Raw genomic sequence first — 16,290 nt, 5'->3', positions numbered from 1 at the left:
CGACGGGCCGTCGGTGTTCCTGTACGACCAGCACGCGACCGGTATCCGGCATCGCGAACAACTGGATCGACTCCTCGAAAGCAGTGAAGATCTCTGGGTCGTCCCCGCTGATGTCCACTTCTGAATTCCAATGCCCCGAATCACCAATTGGACATGGGAGAATCGAACGCCGTCGCTCGCGTATCGAAACACCGAGACTGGAGCCCGAGCCGTTCTCCATCGTGCACCGGACCAGCCAGTTGTCCCCTTCGATAAAATTGAGATGCACATCGACTATCCTCTTCTCGACGACGTCGACGTAGACAGTACTCCTACTAGCGCAGACTAGCCACTTGTTTTTCACCCTCTGAAGGGGTACGAGAGCTGTCAGAGGGCTCTCGTGGAGAACGGATGTCTGATTCAAAGCAACAACCAAGTCGAGCAGTTGAATTGTCGTCCAGGGGAGAACACACGAACCGAACCGAGTACGTTGAGCGAAGCGATGTCGGCGTCTCACTCACGGTGAAGCTGACTCGTGGTACGGGTACCCGCGATCAGGACAAGATCACTGCCAAAGTGAAGGCGAAAACGCTCGAAGACGCCCAGGAGGACATGGAGACGCTTCGAGAGTACGTTCACGATCTCGCCGAAGAGGTTCGCCAGATCCAACCGGGGAAGGAAGACGAGTAGCGGACAGGTGCAGTCTATTTCGCCTCTGTAAGAGCGGAGGCGATCATTCTGTGAGCTCCCAGATGATGACGGCACCCTGCTGATGGACTGGGTGACGTAATCCCGTGAACTCAGCGATAGTTCGGGTTTTGAGTGGCAGATCGTACCAGTACGCCACATCTCTCACAACCTTCTCTGCTAGTTTCGTGGCGTCCATCAGTGGAAACGGCCCATCAGCTGGCTCGTAGTAGAGCCCGAGAAGTCCTCCACTGATCGCGAATCCGCTTTCAGCGAGCTTCTTTGTGTCAGCAACAAGCGAATTCGAGAACGGACTGTAGACCGTGGAATAGGCTGCCGGTTCAATGTCGCCGTTGTCACGATAGAATCGAAGCAGCTTCGCTTCAACCGGAATTTCCGACCCACTGCTCTTGAGGAGAATATCACATCGCTGTCCGCTGTTTGGGTAGGAGGCCTCAGTCTCCGTGACTTCATAGGAGGTAGACTGCTGTCCAAGTCGTTCAACGAGCCGTTCTACCTGCTCTTCCTCGTCAAACGCACCAATACCAGGCTGCCACCGATGGTGTTCAGCTGTTGCATCGATCTGTGGAATGACATCGGCAATATCGCGTGCAAACTGGTCAAGAATCGCTGCCGTAGTCATCGGACTGTCTCGAAGGAGAATTCGGTTGTCTTAATCGGTGCGTCGTCGGGGACATCGCTCTTGTTCAGTAATCGATCCGGAAACGCGGCCTGAGCAACGCCGATCAGCTGTGGTTCGACCTCAGCGAGATACGCATCGTAACCGTACGGCCCGGTTTGCAGCTCCTGGTTCCACGCCTTCACCCAGAGATACACCGGTTCTTGGAGACGGTGTGTGCCCTGCTCAAACAGCTCGCTCGCCCATGGTACCTTCCGCGTATCATCTTCGAACAGCGCCATCGAGAGCTCACCGACGTGCCAGTAGTTCCCATCGCCCCACCGAGCGAAGCTCCGGGTGCTCGATCGTTCAGCAGCGATTTCTGTGAAATTCGCACTCAGTTCGTTCTTCTTGCCGTACGCTTCCGCCTTCCCAATATAACGGGGGACGATCGCTGGTCGGTCACTCATATCGGTGTCGGCGAGCTGGAACATGAGATAGAGTAATCCCTCATAGCCGTCATCCCGTACTCCACCGGAGTGAACGCATTTTCGTCCCTCTGCGCGAATTCGCTCGTCGACGGCATCGGAACGTTTGAGCCGACCAGAGTCAGTGAGCGCAACCTGCAACTGTTCATCGGTCTCGAATAGTGGTATCGGATCAGCCGTCGATTCGTCGACAAAGTCCGGATAGACGTATCTCTCGAGCCAGTGGGTCCACAGTTCGGCTTTCGAGTTATGATCGCTGAGAAGATCATATCGAGGGGGCACGTCTGCTGTCCCTTGTTTTCTTGGCTCAGTCGTGAGCCAGTCATGTCCAGCGAGCCCGATTTCGTGGAGGATCCGGTTCGGTACGAACTCTCGGTTGGTCATGGTCCGCCGACACTTCGGGTGAGCGTAGATGAGCCCGATCAGTTTCGCCTCAAGCTCCTGCCGGTAGGTTTCTACACCGTATGGACACCCATCGAGCGTCTCGACGTCCAGAATCCAGACATAGAGCTGTGAGTGAGCCGCCTCGCGAACTGCCGCGATGTGGTCGTATTTCGAGAAGCTTCCCCACGAACCGTCGTCTTCCCAGTCGTCCACTGGGAGAGCCCCACGGATTTTCTTGTAGTGCTGGTAGATTCGAGTCCCGATATTTCGAGATTCGCCGACGTATACGGGGGTAATGTCTGAGGGAGTATTGATTGGCTCGTCCGCTAAGTAGATGAGATACAGATATTCGCCGTCGTTCTTGCCATACCGATAGCGATCGAGTGCATCAGTAGTAGTAAGATTCCCATCAGCCGTCGTCAAGAATGGCACTGGATCTGGCCGCTCTAATGAGCGGATATCTTCAAGTAAAGAATCCTCAAGCCATGTAGTCCACAAATCAGCCTTTGAGAGTTTCATCTATACGGTAGTCACTTGTTGGTTGTATTATCAATTTCGACGATCTAACGGATCGTGCTCTGCTTGAAAAATAGTCGGATAGATACCCTTGTAACGCGTACTGAGACGGTCAGATGCCCACGATGGATTTCGATTTACAGGTGGCACGAATACTGAAAAGCATAGACGAGTCATCTGAAATCCATCCGGCCAACAAGAGACTCATTCAAAAATTCCATCGTGACCTCTTGCTCGACGGGATTAACGCAGCAAGACGTCAGAAGCTCACTTCACACCTGAAAATTATCGCCCAACATCTGGGTGAGAAGCGATTTGACGCACTAAATCGCGAAGAGATTACAGAACTAGTCGAGTGGATACATAGCCGTGGCTCTGCACCGTCGACAGTCTCTGATTACAAGCAAGTCGTGAAGCAGTTTTACAAATGGTACAACGGGGGTGAGGAGCCAGAAACAACGAAATGGATACGGCGAGGACCACCCACGTTCCGTCAAATCCTTCCGCGAAATCTGCTCTCACCCGATGATGTCTCACGACTTATTGACGCCTGTATCAACGACCGAGATCGAGCGTTCATCGCGCTCCTCTGGGAGACTGGAGCACGAATTGGAGAGTTAATTGATCTACGTGTCGGTGATATCGAAGGCGATGGGTCTGGGAAACACGTTATCGTGATAGGGAAGACTGGTGCTCGACGGCTACCACTCGTGGAATCACGCCTGTACCTCGAACAGTGGTTACAGACGCATCCTTCGCTAAGCGCACAGGCCCCACTCTGGTGTAAACTTGAGCAGGGCACCCCAGACGAACAGATCAGTTACAACTATATCCGATTACGACTTCTCGAACGGGCACGAAAGCGAGCAGGTATCGACAAGCCGGTGAATCCACATCATTTCAGGCATAGTCGAGCGACACACCTTGCGAACTGGCTGACTGAAGCTCAACTCTGTGAGTGGTTTGGATGGGTGCTAGGGTCAAAAGTTCCAGCTCGGTACGTACATCTCTCCGGCCGGGATATCGACAATGCGTATTTCGCGTTATTCGCGAACCGACGATTCGATCATCTCCCTATGTCAGAACCAGTCGAGCGCTGAGTTACGCTGCTCGAAGTAACTCGGGTCGACTCCCCCACTAGGGAGGGGAATTTGTTTACCGGCCTGATCGACAATCGTTTGTCTGAGTACGTCGCTCTGCGTCTCGAATGAGGGGTTGATTCGAAGTCTGTAATCTCTATCGATAGTGAAGAGTTCCCTATCAAATGCCGCATGGTGGATTTTGCTGAGTGGAAGGACGTTCGCGAGATCAGCTCGGTGGTCCGGATACTCACTCCATGGGAGGACGTGTGCCACGTCTAACAGACCGGCATGATCGACGCCTGAGATCGGACAGGTCGCGCCGTATCGTGAAAGCACAGTCGCACGAAACTCTGGGTCAACGGCACGAGCATACGATACCGTTTCGTACGTGCTTGCGGTGAGTTCGGCATCAGGGGCTACGGATGTCCAGTCGGTATCGGCCCATGCTTCGACCGCATTTTCGACGAACTGCTCGCCCGCAGCCGTCAGTTCGTACGCACCACTCTGTTTCTCAACCAGACCCATACTACGGAGCCAGTTCGCCCGTTGCTTGGCCATATCAGTCTGTCCACGACTCCATCCCTGTTCTGGATGTGTATCCAGTTGCTGCTCACTGATCTCCTCGATAGTGAGCGGCCCAACTGATAATTCATATAGCAGACTCCGAAGCCCCACGTTTCGATCGCACATGATGCGAAACAGAGTTTCAGTCTCGTAATCTGAGGTGTATTCCTCACCAGCCGGACCAAGTGTCCACTGGTCATCAACTTGATTCAGAAATCCGACCTGCCTGAGGTAGCTGACTCGTCGCATGATCGAGTCGCGGCTCGAGACGTTGCTGAACGCCCCACGATGCCACCCAATAAGTTCGTCCGTCGTCGGTTGGTGAGCGTCGACGAACGTGAGGATCTTGTCTAACGTCTCGACATAGCGATCCCCACCACCAAACATTGGGACAATGCTTCGGAGTCGGGTCGGTGGCATCTCTACTTTGTTGACTAATTGACGCCGTATGATCTTTTCTCTCAACGATCTCGAGACGCGATTAACTACAAGATCAGAGAGGACCAAAGATCGGACAGACAGGAACTCTTCTCTGAAATTTGAGTTTTAGTTTCAAATCAACGGACAGATTCGTGTTCGATAGATTTTATTTGCCCCTGGTAAGGGCGCGGGGCGTTCCGAATTAGGACGTCTCGGAGAAAATCATGGTAACTAGTAACTACTCAGCGGTGTCGTTCAGTGAGACTGACACCCGACACGAGGAGATGCACAGTACGATTGAACAGTGGGTTGAGGAGCTCGTTGACGATGTCGATGCGGCGCAGGCCAGCGATGAGTTCCAAGAGTGGCTCAACGTCCAGAGTCGGTTCCACGACTACTCGCATCGCAACACGCTGCTCATCAAACGCCAGTGTTCCGAGGCGACAAAGGTCGCCGGTTACAACACCTGGCGGAATGAGTTCGACCGGCACGTCCAGGAGGGCGAACAGGCCATCTGGATCTGGGCACCGATCATCACCACGCGATGTCCCAAGTGTGAGAACTCGCCCAGCTACCACGAGAAAATCGGGTGTGAGTACGACGAGACACCATCCGAAGAGTGGTCGAAAGGCCTCGTCGGGTTCAAGCCAGCAGCAGTCTTCGACGTGTCCCAGACTGAGGGCGAACCGCTCCCTGAGCTGGAGACCGCAGCGTTTGGCGACGCTGACGATCTGGTGCCAGTGCTCAAAAGGGCAGCTGATGAACTCGGTGTAACAGTACGTATCGTCGACGCTGACGACTGGGAATACGGCGACGCGAAAGGCGTCTGCAAGCAACGAAATCTCCACGAGCTCACACCGGTCGTTGAGGTGAAAGCCCGGGCGAACCAAGCGGACCTTGCGGTCACGCTAATCCACGAGTACGCTCACGCACTGCTCCATTTCGACGTTGACGACGAGGAAGAACGATCCAAGCGCGAAGTCGAAGCGGAAGCCGTCGCGTACATCGTCGGTCGATATTTCGGACTCGACACAAGCGGGTCTGCGTTCTATCTCGCTGCATGGCAGGGTGATGACTCGGAGGTGATTCAAGACCGTCTCGGTCGTATCAGTTCCACTGCTCAGGAGATCATCGGCACAGTCGAGGAGGGCTGAAAACGTGATTTCTAGGTAACCAACATCCGAAGAAATCGATACTCTTTGTTGGTTAACGGTAGTTGTGAGAATGGTTTTCCTCCAGATTTCGTCCTGAGACAGCCGCTACAGACAGACATCACACACGTCGCGCACTAATCAGATCCGTTGACACCCACAGAGATCGATGCTCTCGACATCTCGATCGTTACATACAGGGTGTGGACTGAGACCGCTCCGCTATCTAGTATTCGGGGGGGTGTTCATCGAACGGAAGGAATATTGACTCTTTATCAGGGTCAAAGTAAACTCTCAGCGCTCGTAATGCTCCAATGTAGACCGCTAAGAGCATGAGTGCGAACTGAACCGCAGTAAGAATAATCGTATCTACAACCATTATCACAGACTGGTCACTCAAGGTGTAAATAATATATTAGATATTCATCATCTCAATTCGCACGCTCTACTTTGCAAAGATCTTAGCGAGATCGGCGCACACCTCAACCTGGAATTTTGGATGGTATCGGCGGCAAGTTCGCCGTCGTTCATCCACGTCATGGCGGAAGATGGCGGTCGTACACATTCCGGCGGTGCCCAACCGCCTCGACGACGAGGACGTCGTTCTCGCGGTCCCATGTGATGATAGCCCGGTAATCGCCGGCTCGGAGTTTGTAATACGGATAGCCCGAGAGATGTTCAAGTCGGTGCTCGGTCCATTCGGTCGCTTCGTCAACCTTGTTCAGCACGCGGTCGGCGACGTGGTCCTCAAGCCCTGAAAGGTGCTCAAGTGCCTGTTCAGTGTATTCGACGTCCGTCATTCCTCGTCGACGTCGCTGAGGCCAAGTCGTTCTCGGGCCTCGGCAGCAGACACCGTCTCGCCCCGCTCCCGCTGCTTCCGACTCTCTTCCAGGTCGACGAGCATCTCCTCGGAGAGCTGCGGTGATGGGTTCAACCAATCTCGAATCGCGTCTCGAATCGCCTCCGAACGGGAGGCGTATCCTCGCCGGGCGTACTCCTCGTCAACTGTCTCAAGAACTGCTGCGGGAACGCGGACATCGATTTTCTCCATCCGGTCGCCATCGCCATCTCCCGGTCCGTCGGTGTCTGTACTCATACGTTGTGAGACAGGCGTCGCACAGATAAATCGCTCGGTACTGCGATTATCCAAGGGTAGTAGGAAACATCACTTCTCAGTATTCTGCCGAAAATAGAAAAGAACGAATCCAAAAGCGAGACTGCCTATAACGGCTGTACGAGTCTTCCCTTGGCTTGTGAGGCTATCTCTAGTGTCGATGGCAATCACCACTTCTCCTCCGATATCAAAGAGACCTTTCGACGTGTACACAGGTCATAGGAACCATTCAGCACGAAACGTGCACATGACAATACCTACAGTATTATATCAGGATGGTTTGACATTATGGTGTATGCTCTCCAGACGTGAACTTCTCGTGGGAGTAGCAGGTAGCCTGAGTCTGAGTGCTGGCTGTCTCGGTGAGGAAAACATTGCTCGTTGTTCCAGTCAGGGGGTGGGAAGCGGCTCTCAACATCTCCGCCGGGTCGCACCGATAGAAGGCGACGAACAAGTCGCTCTCGGAATACTGGTTTCGGACCAAGCCGTTACTGAGGAGACGTATCACGCGATCAGAGTGAGAGATATCGATAACAACCTCATCACCTCGATTCCGCTGTCGAACAACCGTGATATGAGCGGACTTGATCCCGAAGATTACTCCATATTTAGTTCCGAAGAAGGCGAACTATACGCAGTCCCTCTCGGGCACCCTCCAGTTCACGGTGAGTACACGGTCAGCTTAGTTGATTCGGACGACGATGTACGTGCGACTGAGCGCCTTCAGTTCAACTGCTACGCAGACGGTGGAACACTTCCATGAATGAGAGTCCTATCTCCTGTACCGTAATGCTTCGTCGCACGCGTGACTCCAGAGTCGTCACTCAGTGGCTATCCGCGACAGACAGAGAAAGAGTATAGCACCTTGATGGATGTGGTTCAATAACATGCTCGAACAGATACGGGCAAGCCCTCTATTCAGTATTCGGAGGGCGTTGTTTACCTACTCTCTTGCGCTTCTGATCTCTCTTAGCGATATGTGGGTTATCCATATTTTGGGAATCAGTACGCCCGAAGAGCTCCTGAGTCAGACACTTGTTCACGGAACTGGTTTCTACCTTAGCTTTTCATCTCGAGATTGACCGGAAGCAATTGTACAAGCGTTAAGTTCCGATGCGAGAATAACTAGAGACTATGGCATACGAAAACCTTGACAAACAGCTCATCAATGTGCTTATTGGGAATGGACGGGCGAGTCTACGTAGTCTTTCTGAAGAACTAGATGTCTCAGTGACAACGGTCTCGAATCACATCAACGATCTCGAAGATGAGGGAGTGATTACCGGGTATACGCCGATTCTGAACTATGACGAGCTTGGATACGAAGTGACCGCCGTGCTACAGCTCAAAGTCGAGGGGCAGGCACTCTCGGACGTTGTCAGACGGCTACAGGAGCACAAACAGATAACAACCGTATACGAAACGACAGGCGAATTCGACATTATCGGCATTGGATCATTTCGAGATACAGAGGACGTTAACCAGACGATCAAGCAGCTACTGAACGATGCGACTGTTCGGCAGTCCTCAACCGCAATCGTACTGAACAAACCAGTAGAGAATCAGCAGTTCGAGCTTGACGTCGAGTCATCAGACTGACCTGCAATGATCGGCTGCCGTTCGTTTTTTCTCTAGCTATCATTCCCTACGAGGTGATTCAGTTGTTGGCCACAATTGGCATGGGAGAACGCTATCCTGCTTGATGGCCCGTGAAAACGCGGCTGCCGAAGACAGTCTGAGAAATGCCTTGGAGCATGTCGAAAACAAAGAGACAGAATACTGGGTTCGGACGGCACTTCAACAGCTCGTATCGGGACAGAAGTGACGTGTCAAACGGGTCCGTTCAGAATATACTCTCAGCTACCAGTCGTCGAATTCACGTCGATTCAGTTTCTGTGACGGCAGTGACTGCAGGTAGACGGTCACTGAACATCGAAAGAATCTCACTGGGCTCGTAATCAGGGTCGTACGGTGGTGGACTCCAGAGTTCGACATCAATCGCCATCGCTGAAGTGATCTGTCCCTCAGTGACGATAATCATGAGTACTGCACTCTGGTAAATTGCAATGACGCGGTGAGTATCAACGTCCAGATGTTCGATTGCTGCGGATTTGAGTGCTGCAAGTAGATTTACTTGCTCGGCCAGCTCGCAGTGTTGCGCTGGCTCATCTTCACTCATTATAATCCTCTACGCATCCTGGATACAAGTAGCTCTGGTCGGGAGCTATCTTTGAACCCTGTGGAGCCACTCCGGAAACTCGTCAGCGGATTTCACAAGGTCATCCACGGTACGCCAGCGGTACAGCCGTGCCTCACGGCCAAATAGATCGAAGACACCGTCCTGCATCCAGCCGAACGGACGCTTCTCGTCCTCCTACTCTCGCTTGAGGACGTGACTCTTCGAGAAGTACTCAGTCGTACCGACGAGGAATCCCTCTTCAACGGGGAAATCACTCAGGTCCTCCTCGGCGACCCTGACGAGGTACGTCACGATATCCACGACTAAGCAAAATTTCTGGATGCTGTGGTCCCACTCACCACGGATATCGGCCATTCGGAAGGCGTACGCGTCGGTACGTCGGTTGAGGCGATCCACAACACGGTTCAACCGCCCAGGAGATTCTCGATATCGTCGATAGCTAGGTCAAGTACTCCTGATTTAACCAACAATCGGAGCCTTCGCTCCATCTCGTTGGTTAACTCGTTTAACGCCCGCCCTCTGTCACAAGGCTAATGCCAGTTCGTTTTGTACTCTATGTACGGAACGCAGGTATGAGTGCCATAGAAGATACACAAAGTAAACGGGCAGGACTTTCAACTCGGGAGAGTCGCCTGCTATCGCGATTGGCTTCAGAGGGGCACCAGATCATCTCGATTGACGACATCGAGACGACGCTCGAGGTCCCCTCGAACACAGCCCGGGAGATCGCTTCCCGCCTTACCGAGAAAGGCTGGCTCGACCGACTCCTCCCCGGGCGATATCTCATTATCCCACTCGCCGCTGGTGAGGAGGCCATCTACACGACGCACGAATACCTTATTGCCACCCACGTCGCTGAGCCGATGTATATCGGCTATTACAGCGCCCTCAGTCACCATGGACTGACCGAGCAAGTCCCACGGACAGTCTACGTCGTGACGCCGACCCGAGCCCAAAGCCGAGAGATCCACGGCGTTCCCTATCGCGTTACGACGATCACCGAGCGGAAGTTCTTCGGCTTCGAGCCGACGTCTATCGAGGGAACGACCGTCCACGTCAGCGACCTAGAGAAAACGCTCGTCGACTGTGCGGACCATCCAGAGTTCTGTGGCGGGATTCGTGAGTTGGCGACCGCGATGGTTGCCGCCGACGAGCAGGGCTGTTCGTGGTGGACCGTCGGTGAGTATCTTGACCATCTTGACAACGGTGCCGCGACCAAACGCATCGTCTACCTCGCCGACCAACTTGAAATCAACCTCCCGACCCGAGAGGCACTCGTCGAATCGTTCACTAGCGGCTACTCTCTCATTGATCCCACGCATCCTGAGAGAGGGCCCACCGACAGTACGTACTGCCTCCGGATCAACGTCGAGCCAGCGATGCTCAAGCCAACGGAGTCCTAACCGCGATGATCAGCCAGAATCGACCCCGCATCCTCGCCCGGAAACTCCGTGACCGGCAGGGATACGCCGAAAAGAACTACGTCAATTCGTGGCTAATCTGGGGGATCTTCACGAGCAACTACGGTGAGAATCTCATTGGGCTCGTAATCGGGGTCGTACGGTCAGTTGAGCGCTGCTTATGCTCAATCCATTAAGAGACCATTTCGTTGACAGAGGCCACAACTAATCGTACACGACGGTTATCGCGTTATTCATGGTAACTCGCCAGCCACGTCAACGAGCTCTTCTTCAGTTTGCCAGCGATACAATCTCTCTTCCCGGTCAAACAGCTCGAAGACGCCATCCTGCATCCAGCCGAATGGGTGCTCCTCATTCTCATACTCCCGCTTGAGGACGTGACTCTTCGAGAAATATTCAGTCGTACCGACGAGTAGTCCCTGTTCGACGAGGAAATCACTCAGGTCCTTCTCAGCGACGCCAACAAGGTATGTTACGATATCGGCGATCAAGCAGAACTTCTGAATGCTGTTGTCCCACTCGCCTCGAATATCTACCATCCGAAAAGCGTACGCGTCAGTTCGGCGGTTGAGACGATCCACGACGAGGTTCAACCGTCGGATCGGTTCTCGGTCGTAGTTCCCGAGGACGAAGTACGACCGGTCGTTCTCGTAAACCGGCGTCAGCTCACTCAGTGCCTGGAGGATGTCTTCGTTGTCTGCCAGTGAAATCTCCTCCTTATCGAGCTGCTTCTTCGCACTTATGAGGACCTCTTCAGGAACAGGCGACTCCTCGTCGGTCATACATAACTCCTCTCTCGGACAGGAAATAGAGTTTATGAAGTAGTTTACCCGGTCAAATGCCAGCCTATTTACTCTGGGGTAATTTACCTAGGAGTAAACTACTTGGCGTCAGGGCATGAACTGTAGCGTATGAGTACCGATTTAGGTCCTGCTAGTGGAAAGGAAACCCGCGAGCTCGTCCACTTTGTCACCCAGCAGACGCGGTTCGCGCTCGTCAATAACATTCTCCAGCACCCAAAGCAGCTACCCTCGATGTACGAGCTCGAGGAGCTCAACCCCAGCGTCAGCGATGCCACAGTCTACAAGCACATCCAGAAGCTAATCGACGTGGGCATCGTCAAGGAAGTCGCACTCGACGACGACCAGCGTCGACAGGGCTATCCGTGGAAGTTCTACGGCCTCACTGAGGACGGACGGACATTCCTCGAGGAACACAATCTGCTCGCCGCTGAGGAGACGCTCCAGCAGATCTATGAGACCATCTCGGATAAGCCCGAGAAGATGGTCAAATACGAGAACGCACCCCGTCCTGAAGAGTAGTAGTTTTCCTATGGTATTGGTGGAGAATAGTATAGTGCAGCCTCGCTCTTACGCAAAGCTACTGAAATATCAGTGCAGGCGAGGTAATTAACTCCCGCTACCCCACAATGGCTGAAATTTATCAAATTCAGAGCCTCTCGCCACAACGTGTTTTTCTCTGTTCCATCTGACTAATTCCCTCTCCTCTAATTCCAGAAGGGAGAGATGATTCAATCGAAGGCGGAGTTTCGCTACCTCTTCATCAATAGAGGGCGGGTCATTCCAGAATTCATTCCCCGGTATCTTGCTCTTAGTCATAGCTATTAGTGTAATGTTATGAATAGAACTTAACTTCCAGAGGTTTTCACGCAAATCACGGTATCGACTAATCAAGAGAGTGTAGAGTATGTTAACTACGCACGTCTCTACTGAACGGCTGTTTCAGAACTAAAGGTGTGAAACGAATAGCAATCGCGTATGAGCACATGCTCTGTATTCGGCATGCCATTTCTCTCATGACTTAAGGGTTTCAACAGAGCCGGAATCAGTCAATTCTGAGGAGTAATCGAGACACCGTTAGGGGCGAAAGCGACTGGCAGTAATTACTCCCCGTGTTCGAAGTGAAGATCGGAAGAATCGCCTACAAAGGTGGCGAAAGAGGGCAATTTACACTTCGATGACGGGGTGTGTGTCCAAAGCGAATTTTACACATCGATTACGGGGCGTCAGACGCGCGGCTTACACTTCGATGACGGGGGGCGCCCACACGACCGTCGATGGGTACGTGGCCAGTTTCACTACGGGGCGAGGAAAATCTGATTACACTTCGATGACGGGGGGTCCGATGCCGGATATACTTCGTTGTCGGTTCAGAGTCGAAGAGGGGTAATTCCGAGAAAACAGGAGGTAGGTCCGCCATCTCGGCTGGATAAACATCGATGGAGGTGAATCTTTTTAATGCTCCGGCTTACAGGAAGCGTATGGCCGGCAATGATCAGGAGGGAACGGATCGATCTCCCCTCGATAAAGAAACTCGTTCTACAGCAGATGGTGGAGAGATCGAGACTACCCGTGAAGATGCCGCCGGCGATGCATTTCCGGAGCAAGATGAGGATATTACGGAAAATAGTACGCAGCGGTCGATCCGGGACATGCTTGATGACGAGGGAGAAGCATCGGTCTTCGTCAATCGGGATCTCGTTGAACCGGACACGATCATCGACGAGGAACGAATCGTCGGCCGCGACAAGCAGCTCGAATCTGTCGTCTCATTCTTGAAACCGACGCTCCAGGGGAACCGCCCTCCAAATATGCTATTGTACGGTCCTGCTGGGACAGGGAAATCGCTCATTATCGGCGCCGTCACCCAACAGATCATCGAACTCTGTCAATCAAAGGGAGAACGATTCGGCGTTGTTGATATCAACTGCCAGCCGATTAATACCCTCGATCAAGCAGTCTACGAACTTGTCCAGACAGTTGCGAAGGACGTCGGCGCGGAGATCGGTGTGCCTGAGACGGGGGTTTCGACAAAGCGCAAGTATCGGCGCCTGTACGAACTCATCAACGAGCACTACGATTCGGTCATTTTCATCATTGACGAGATCGACCTCTTGGTCGGTCGTCGAGCAAGCGATGAGCCTGCCTACTCGAAACTACTGTACCAACTGTCGCGAGCGAGTAATACGAACGAGATCGAAGGACGGGTGTCGGTCGCGGCCCTGACAAACGACCCGAAGTTCATGGAAGACATCGACGGCCGAGCCGAGAGTTCATTCAATCCTCGCGACGTCTACTTCCCCGACTACGATGCCACGCAGCTGCGCGAAATCCTGGGTAATCGCCGAGACGCATTCCGTCCAAATGCGCTCGAAGATGATGTGATACCGCTTGTGGCCGCGTTCGCGGCTCAAAGCCACGGTGACGCGCGGAAGGCAATCGACCTATTCCGTGGTGCTGGCGACCTCGCGGATGAACGGGGAGATGAAGGAGTCTGCGAGGATCACGTTCGTGAGTCCCAGGAAGAGATTGACAAAGATCGCTCGTTGAAACTCGTCGAAGGACTCACGACACAAAAAAAGATCTCGCTGTACGCCACCGCTTCTGTTGCCTGTTACTCAAATCGCTCGACTAGTTCCGTCCCAAGCCCAGTTGGGTTCAAAGTGTATCAGTGGGTGACCGACAAGATTGACGCCGATCAGATGACTCGAGAAACATACGTCAAGTATGTTAAAGAGCTCTCTACATATGGTCTGATATCGGCGTCCCGAAAGAGTCGAGGACGAGGCGGAGGGATGTACATGGAGTTCACGTTTACTGGTGATCCCGCGGCGATGATGAACCGGATCGTGGACGATACCCGATTAGAGGGGATTGCAGAACAAGAAGAACTCCTGCGGAGTGTCGCTAACTCCCAGCTCCGGGAGTTCTACAACAAATGATGGCGGCTCCAGTCTCGTAAGACGGGTTTCGAGCCCACCCACCCCCCGTCTTCGATGTGTAAACCGAACTTCCGAACGGGGCTTCCTTCCAGGACTTGCATCGGTCCGCTACTGAGATTCAACCTCGATTGACAACCGAGGCACACGAGAATCAATCGGGAAGTTCTCACTCGACGGGGGACATAATCCCCTCCCCCCGTCATCGAAGTGTAAACAACAGAAAGGACAGGTGGAGTGACCGGTCGAGGGCAGACCTCAATCCCATAGATAGGGCCTTCAGACCGCAAACACGACTCTAACCGAAAGTGAGAGAGGGAGACGAAAGGTAGTACCAACGTTCGGTTAGTCGGAGTTTTTCTCCTTCTAACACTCTCGTTTAGCCCTATTACGGGTTCGGTTTTATCCATTAACATATAAAGCTTGCTAAACTAAAGAGGTTCACGAAAAAAGAGCGTAGTATTGCTTCTTTAGACTGTCTCCTCCGTGTTACTCGCTCTTTCGTCGACTCTGTTGTATCTTCTCTTCCAAGCCCCCTCCCTCTCGTTGAGTTTTACACATCGATGACGGGGGGAGGGAGTAGGGTCACGTCTCATTCGTGTCAATTTGTCCTGACAACTGCAAACTCTACCAGACCCAATTCTCTCGTCTTCGCGAGTTTTCGTCTCAGCCAAGTGGTAAGAGACGATTTCGACAGCACGAATCAACTGTGCCTCGTAGTACGATGGATCGTACGTTTCGACCGCTCGTGGGCGCGAGGATGATTCGGTCCCGCGAGGATTTCTCGTCATTGACGACTACGTACTCGATATCCTATCTAGGATAGACGAGAAGCTACTGGTTCCGAGCCCGTTTCAGCGCAGCCACGTTCTGTGGGTTCTGGGTATAGCCGTCGAGTGGTTTGGAGACATGATTCCGTTCGATGAGTCGCTAGACCAGCACCTCACCGCTACGGATCTTCGAGATTGTAGGTTCGGGGCAGCCGAGGACCTGCTCCGGCGATTACGTCGCGCTGGCGTCAGTGGTTGATGTCTGCTGAATGGCCTGTTTACCGCCGCCTGGAAGTCACAGACTGCGTCGCAATGCAGGAGTGAAGAAGCGAGCGACGTAGACACAGTCGAGTAATTGCTGGCTGGGGAACAATTGTACGAGCGTGGTCGTCGTTGCATGGCCGTTGAGGAGGGGGTAGTTGTCGTTGGGTTGGGGACCGATATCATAGAGATCCGCAGTCACCGGCGGCACGTCGATCTCAAACAAGTTGATGAACCGACCTATTGTTCTATTCGCTGTTGGCAGGATATAATACCTTGCGGTTTCTCCGGTGAGCAGCTGACGTTTGAGGTGAAAGGTTCGCTGAAATCACGGCATGAAGTACTTATGGGTGCTCTTCGGACGATGCGTATGGGATTATTTGAGATCTTATTTAGCTCATCCACCGGTGACTCTGTTCCTCAGACACAGCGGCTAGGTCGGCACGAAATCTTCCCAGACGAGGAGTACAACGTCGCTTACGCTGTAGCCGCCCGACGTGAGGAACTCAGAGCATTAGAGCAGTTACTAGAAACGGATCAGACCACATCAACCGCCTTAGAGGCAGAGCCCTTCCTTCAGGAAATAACCGAGGAAATAGAGCATGACAGAGAATATTCTCTTCGCCTTCGCACATCAGGCGAGGAACTTGTCGACGATATCCGTGAGCTCCTGGAGTATCTGGAGGTTCGGGCTGATACGGAGGATGACCAATTTTCGTTTCCGGAGTCCGCTGGACAGGTTCACACCCTTGTCCAGCGCGGACTTAGTGCAATGAAGGATGACGACAACTCAAAGCTCGCTGTAGTGCACAAGCGAAATATTCCTTGGGAAGAACCAGCTGAGGACAACTGACATGGTTAGCTGCTTCCCAAAGGCTACCGATTAATCATATCC

19 protein-coding genes and 5 pseudogenes are annotated in these 16,290 nt (G+C 53.0%); 13 read left to right on the top strand and 11 right to left on the bottom strand.

Annotated features, from left to right (window positions below; genetic code table 11):
- The 4 genes and pseudogenes from NDI76_RS22850 to NDI76_RS21805 all read left to right on the top strand — a co-directional run.
- Window positions 1-124: DUF7995 family protein (locus NDI76_RS22850; RefSeq protein WP_484494595.1), on the top strand; the 124-nt coding region annotated here is incomplete at its 5' end.
- A gap of 6 nt (window positions 125-130) precedes the next feature.
- Window positions 131-232 (top strand): annotated as a pseudogene (locus NDI76_RS22780) (DUF7568 family protein); the annotation flags it as partial.
- Window positions 233-328, top strand: a pseudogene (locus tag NDI76_RS22775) (HVO_A0114 family putative DNA-binding protein); the annotation flags it as partial.
- A 62-nt stretch (window positions 329-390) separates the two neighbouring features.
- Window positions 391-669: a DUF7389 domain-containing protein gene (locus tag NDI76_RS21805; RefSeq protein WP_310926242.1), complete on the top strand. Its 279-nt coding sequence runs from the start codon at window positions 391-393 to the stop codon at window positions 667-669.
- 43 nt (window positions 670-712) lie between these two features.
- On the opposite strand, the gene NDI76_RS21800 is transcribed toward NDI76_RS21805, so the two are convergent.
- Window positions 713-1,309 (bottom strand): hypothetical protein, encoded by a 597-nt coding sequence (locus NDI76_RS21800; RefSeq protein WP_310926241.1) that lies wholly within the window; start codon window positions 1,307-1,309, stop codon window positions 713-715.
- Window positions 1,306-2,676 (bottom strand): GIY-YIG nuclease family protein, encoded by a 1,371-nt coding sequence (locus NDI76_RS21795; protein ID WP_310926240.1) that lies wholly within the window; start codon window positions 2,674-2,676, stop codon window positions 1,306-1,308. The genes NDI76_RS21800 and NDI76_RS21795 overlap by 4 nt, the downstream gene beginning before the upstream one ends.
- A 113-nt stretch (window positions 2,677-2,789) precedes the next feature.
- On the opposite strand from NDI76_RS21795, the gene NDI76_RS22770 reads away from it, so the two are divergent.
- Window positions 2,790-3,773, top strand: coding sequence for a tyrosine-type recombinase/integrase (locus NDI76_RS22770; RefSeq protein ID WP_425498407.1), 984 nt, complete (start codon window positions 2,790-2,792; stop codon window positions 3,771-3,773).
- Here the strand turns inward: NDI76_RS22770 and NDI76_RS21790 are convergent.
- A complete protein-coding gene (locus tag NDI76_RS21790; RefSeq protein WP_310926239.1) occupies window positions 3,753-4,706 on the bottom strand; it encodes an HNH endonuclease in 954 nt (317 codons plus the stop codon). The two genes, NDI76_RS22770 and NDI76_RS21790, sit on opposite strands and share 21 nt — an antisense overlap.
- A 257-nt stretch (window positions 4,707-4,963) precedes the next feature.
- Here NDI76_RS21790 and NDI76_RS21785 point away from each other — a divergent pair, with 257 nt between their 5' ends.
- A complete protein-coding gene (locus tag NDI76_RS21785) occupies window positions 4,964-5,893 on the top strand; it encodes an ArdC-like ssDNA-binding domain-containing protein (protein ID WP_310926238.1) in 930 nt (309 codons plus the stop codon).
- A gap of 223 nt (window positions 5,894-6,116) precedes the next feature.
- Here NDI76_RS21785 and NDI76_RS21780 read toward each other — a convergent pair whose 3' ends face one another.
- The 3 genes from NDI76_RS21780 to NDI76_RS21770 all read right to left on the bottom strand — a co-directional run bounded on the left by NDI76_RS21780 (window position 6,117) and on the right by NDI76_RS21770 (window position 6,986).
- Window positions 6,117-6,269 (bottom strand): hypothetical protein, encoded by a 153-nt coding sequence (locus tag NDI76_RS21780; protein ID WP_310926237.1) that lies wholly within the window; start codon window positions 6,267-6,269, stop codon window positions 6,117-6,119.
- Between the two features lie 157 nt (window positions 6,270-6,426).
- Entirely contained in the window at window positions 6,427-6,690 is a 264-nt protein-coding gene (locus tag NDI76_RS21775; protein WP_310926236.1) for a type II toxin-antitoxin system RelE family toxin, read from the bottom strand.
- Window positions 6,687-6,986, bottom strand: a complete 300-nt coding sequence (locus NDI76_RS21770; RefSeq protein WP_310926235.1) for a ribbon-helix-helix protein, CopG family — start codon at window positions 6,984-6,986, stop codon at window positions 6,687-6,689. The genes NDI76_RS21775 and NDI76_RS21770 overlap by 4 nt, the downstream gene beginning before the upstream one ends.
- A 313-nt stretch (window positions 6,987-7,299) precedes the next feature.
- On the opposite strand from NDI76_RS21770, the gene NDI76_RS21765 reads away from it, so the two are divergent.
- Window positions 7,300-7,767 (top strand): hypothetical protein, encoded by a 468-nt coding sequence (locus NDI76_RS21765; RefSeq protein ID WP_310926233.1) that lies wholly within the window; start codon window positions 7,300-7,302, stop codon window positions 7,765-7,767.
- Window positions 7,768-8,138: 371 nt separating this feature from the next.
- Window positions 8,139-8,603: an HTH-type transcriptional regulator Lrp gene (gene lrp, locus NDI76_RS21760; protein WP_310926232.1), complete on the top strand. Its 465-nt coding sequence runs from the start codon at window positions 8,139-8,141 to the stop codon at window positions 8,601-8,603.
- Between the two features lie 277 nt (window positions 8,604-8,880).
- Here the strand turns inward: lrp and NDI76_RS21755 are convergent, their stop codons facing one another.
- Both NDI76_RS21755 and NDI76_RS21750 read right to left on the bottom strand, forming a co-directional pair.
- On the bottom strand, window positions 8,881-9,183 hold the full coding sequence (locus NDI76_RS21755; RefSeq protein ID WP_310926231.1) for a hypothetical protein: 303 nt from the start codon (window positions 9,181-9,183) through the stop codon (window positions 8,881-8,883).
- A gap of 45 nt (window positions 9,184-9,228) precedes the next feature.
- Window positions 9,229-9,630, bottom strand: a pseudogene (locus tag NDI76_RS21750) (hypothetical protein); the annotation flags it as partial.
- 146 nt (window positions 9,631-9,776) lie between these two features.
- Here NDI76_RS21750 and NDI76_RS21745 point away from each other — a divergent pair.
- Together NDI76_RS21745 and NDI76_RS22765 are read left to right on the top strand one after the other, a co-directional pair.
- Complete coding sequence (locus tag NDI76_RS21745; RefSeq protein WP_310926230.1) at window positions 9,777-10,607, top strand: type IV toxin-antitoxin system AbiEi family antitoxin domain-containing protein; 831 nt, start codon at window positions 9,777-9,779, stop codon at window positions 10,605-10,607.
- A gap of 5 nt (window positions 10,608-10,612) precedes the next feature.
- Window positions 10,613-10,744 (top strand): annotated as a pseudogene (locus NDI76_RS22765) (nucleotidyl transferase AbiEii/AbiGii toxin family protein); the annotation flags it as partial.
- A gap of 114 nt (window positions 10,745-10,858) precedes the next feature.
- On the opposite strand, the gene NDI76_RS21740 reads toward NDI76_RS22765, so the two are convergent.
- Window positions 10,859-11,407 (bottom strand): DUF8170 family protein, encoded by a 549-nt coding sequence (locus NDI76_RS21740; protein ID WP_310926228.1) that lies wholly within the window; start codon window positions 11,405-11,407, stop codon window positions 10,859-10,861.
- A 129-nt stretch (window positions 11,408-11,536) separates the two neighbouring features.
- Between NDI76_RS21740 and NDI76_RS21735 the strand changes: the two genes are divergently transcribed.
- Window positions 11,537-11,947: a MarR family transcriptional regulator gene (locus tag NDI76_RS21735; RefSeq protein WP_008387662.1), complete on the top strand. Its 411-nt coding sequence runs from the start codon at window positions 11,537-11,539 to the stop codon at window positions 11,945-11,947.
- Window positions 11,948-12,034: 87 nt separating this feature from the next.
- Here the strand turns inward: NDI76_RS21735 and NDI76_RS21730 are convergent, their stop codons facing one another.
- Window positions 12,035-12,244: a hypothetical protein gene (locus NDI76_RS21730; RefSeq protein ID WP_310926226.1), complete on the bottom strand. Its 210-nt coding sequence runs from the start codon at window positions 12,242-12,244 to the stop codon at window positions 12,035-12,037.
- 833 nt (window positions 12,245-13,077) lie between these two features.
- Between NDI76_RS21730 and NDI76_RS21725 the strand changes: the two genes are divergently transcribed.
- Window positions 13,078-14,367: an orc1/cdc6 family replication initiation protein gene (locus tag NDI76_RS21725; protein ID WP_310926252.1), complete on the top strand. Its 1,290-nt coding sequence runs from the start codon at window positions 13,078-13,080 to the stop codon at window positions 14,365-14,367.
- Between the two features lie 598 nt (window positions 14,368-14,965).
- On the opposite strand, the pseudogene NDI76_RS22760 reads toward NDI76_RS21725, so the two are convergent.
- Window positions 14,966-15,366 (bottom strand): annotated as a pseudogene (locus tag NDI76_RS22760) (type B DNA-directed DNA polymerase); the annotation flags it as partial.
- Window positions 15,367-15,531: 165 nt separating this feature from the next.
- Between NDI76_RS22760 and NDI76_RS21720 the strand changes: the two are divergent.
- Window positions 15,532-16,248, top strand: a complete 717-nt coding sequence (locus NDI76_RS21720) for a hypothetical protein (RefSeq protein ID WP_310926225.1) — start codon at window positions 15,532-15,534, stop codon at window positions 16,246-16,248.
- Window positions 16,249-16,290 lie beyond the last annotated feature (42 nt).

Origin of the sequence: Halogeometricum sp. S1BR25-6, from assembly GCF_031624495.1 — an archaeon.
Classification (GTDB): Archaea; Halobacteriota; Halobacteria; order Halobacteriales; family Haloferacaceae; genus Halogeometricum; species Halogeometricum salsisoli.
Note: the sequence above shows the minus strand (reverse complement) of the source record. Positions and strands in the feature narration are given on the sequence as shown.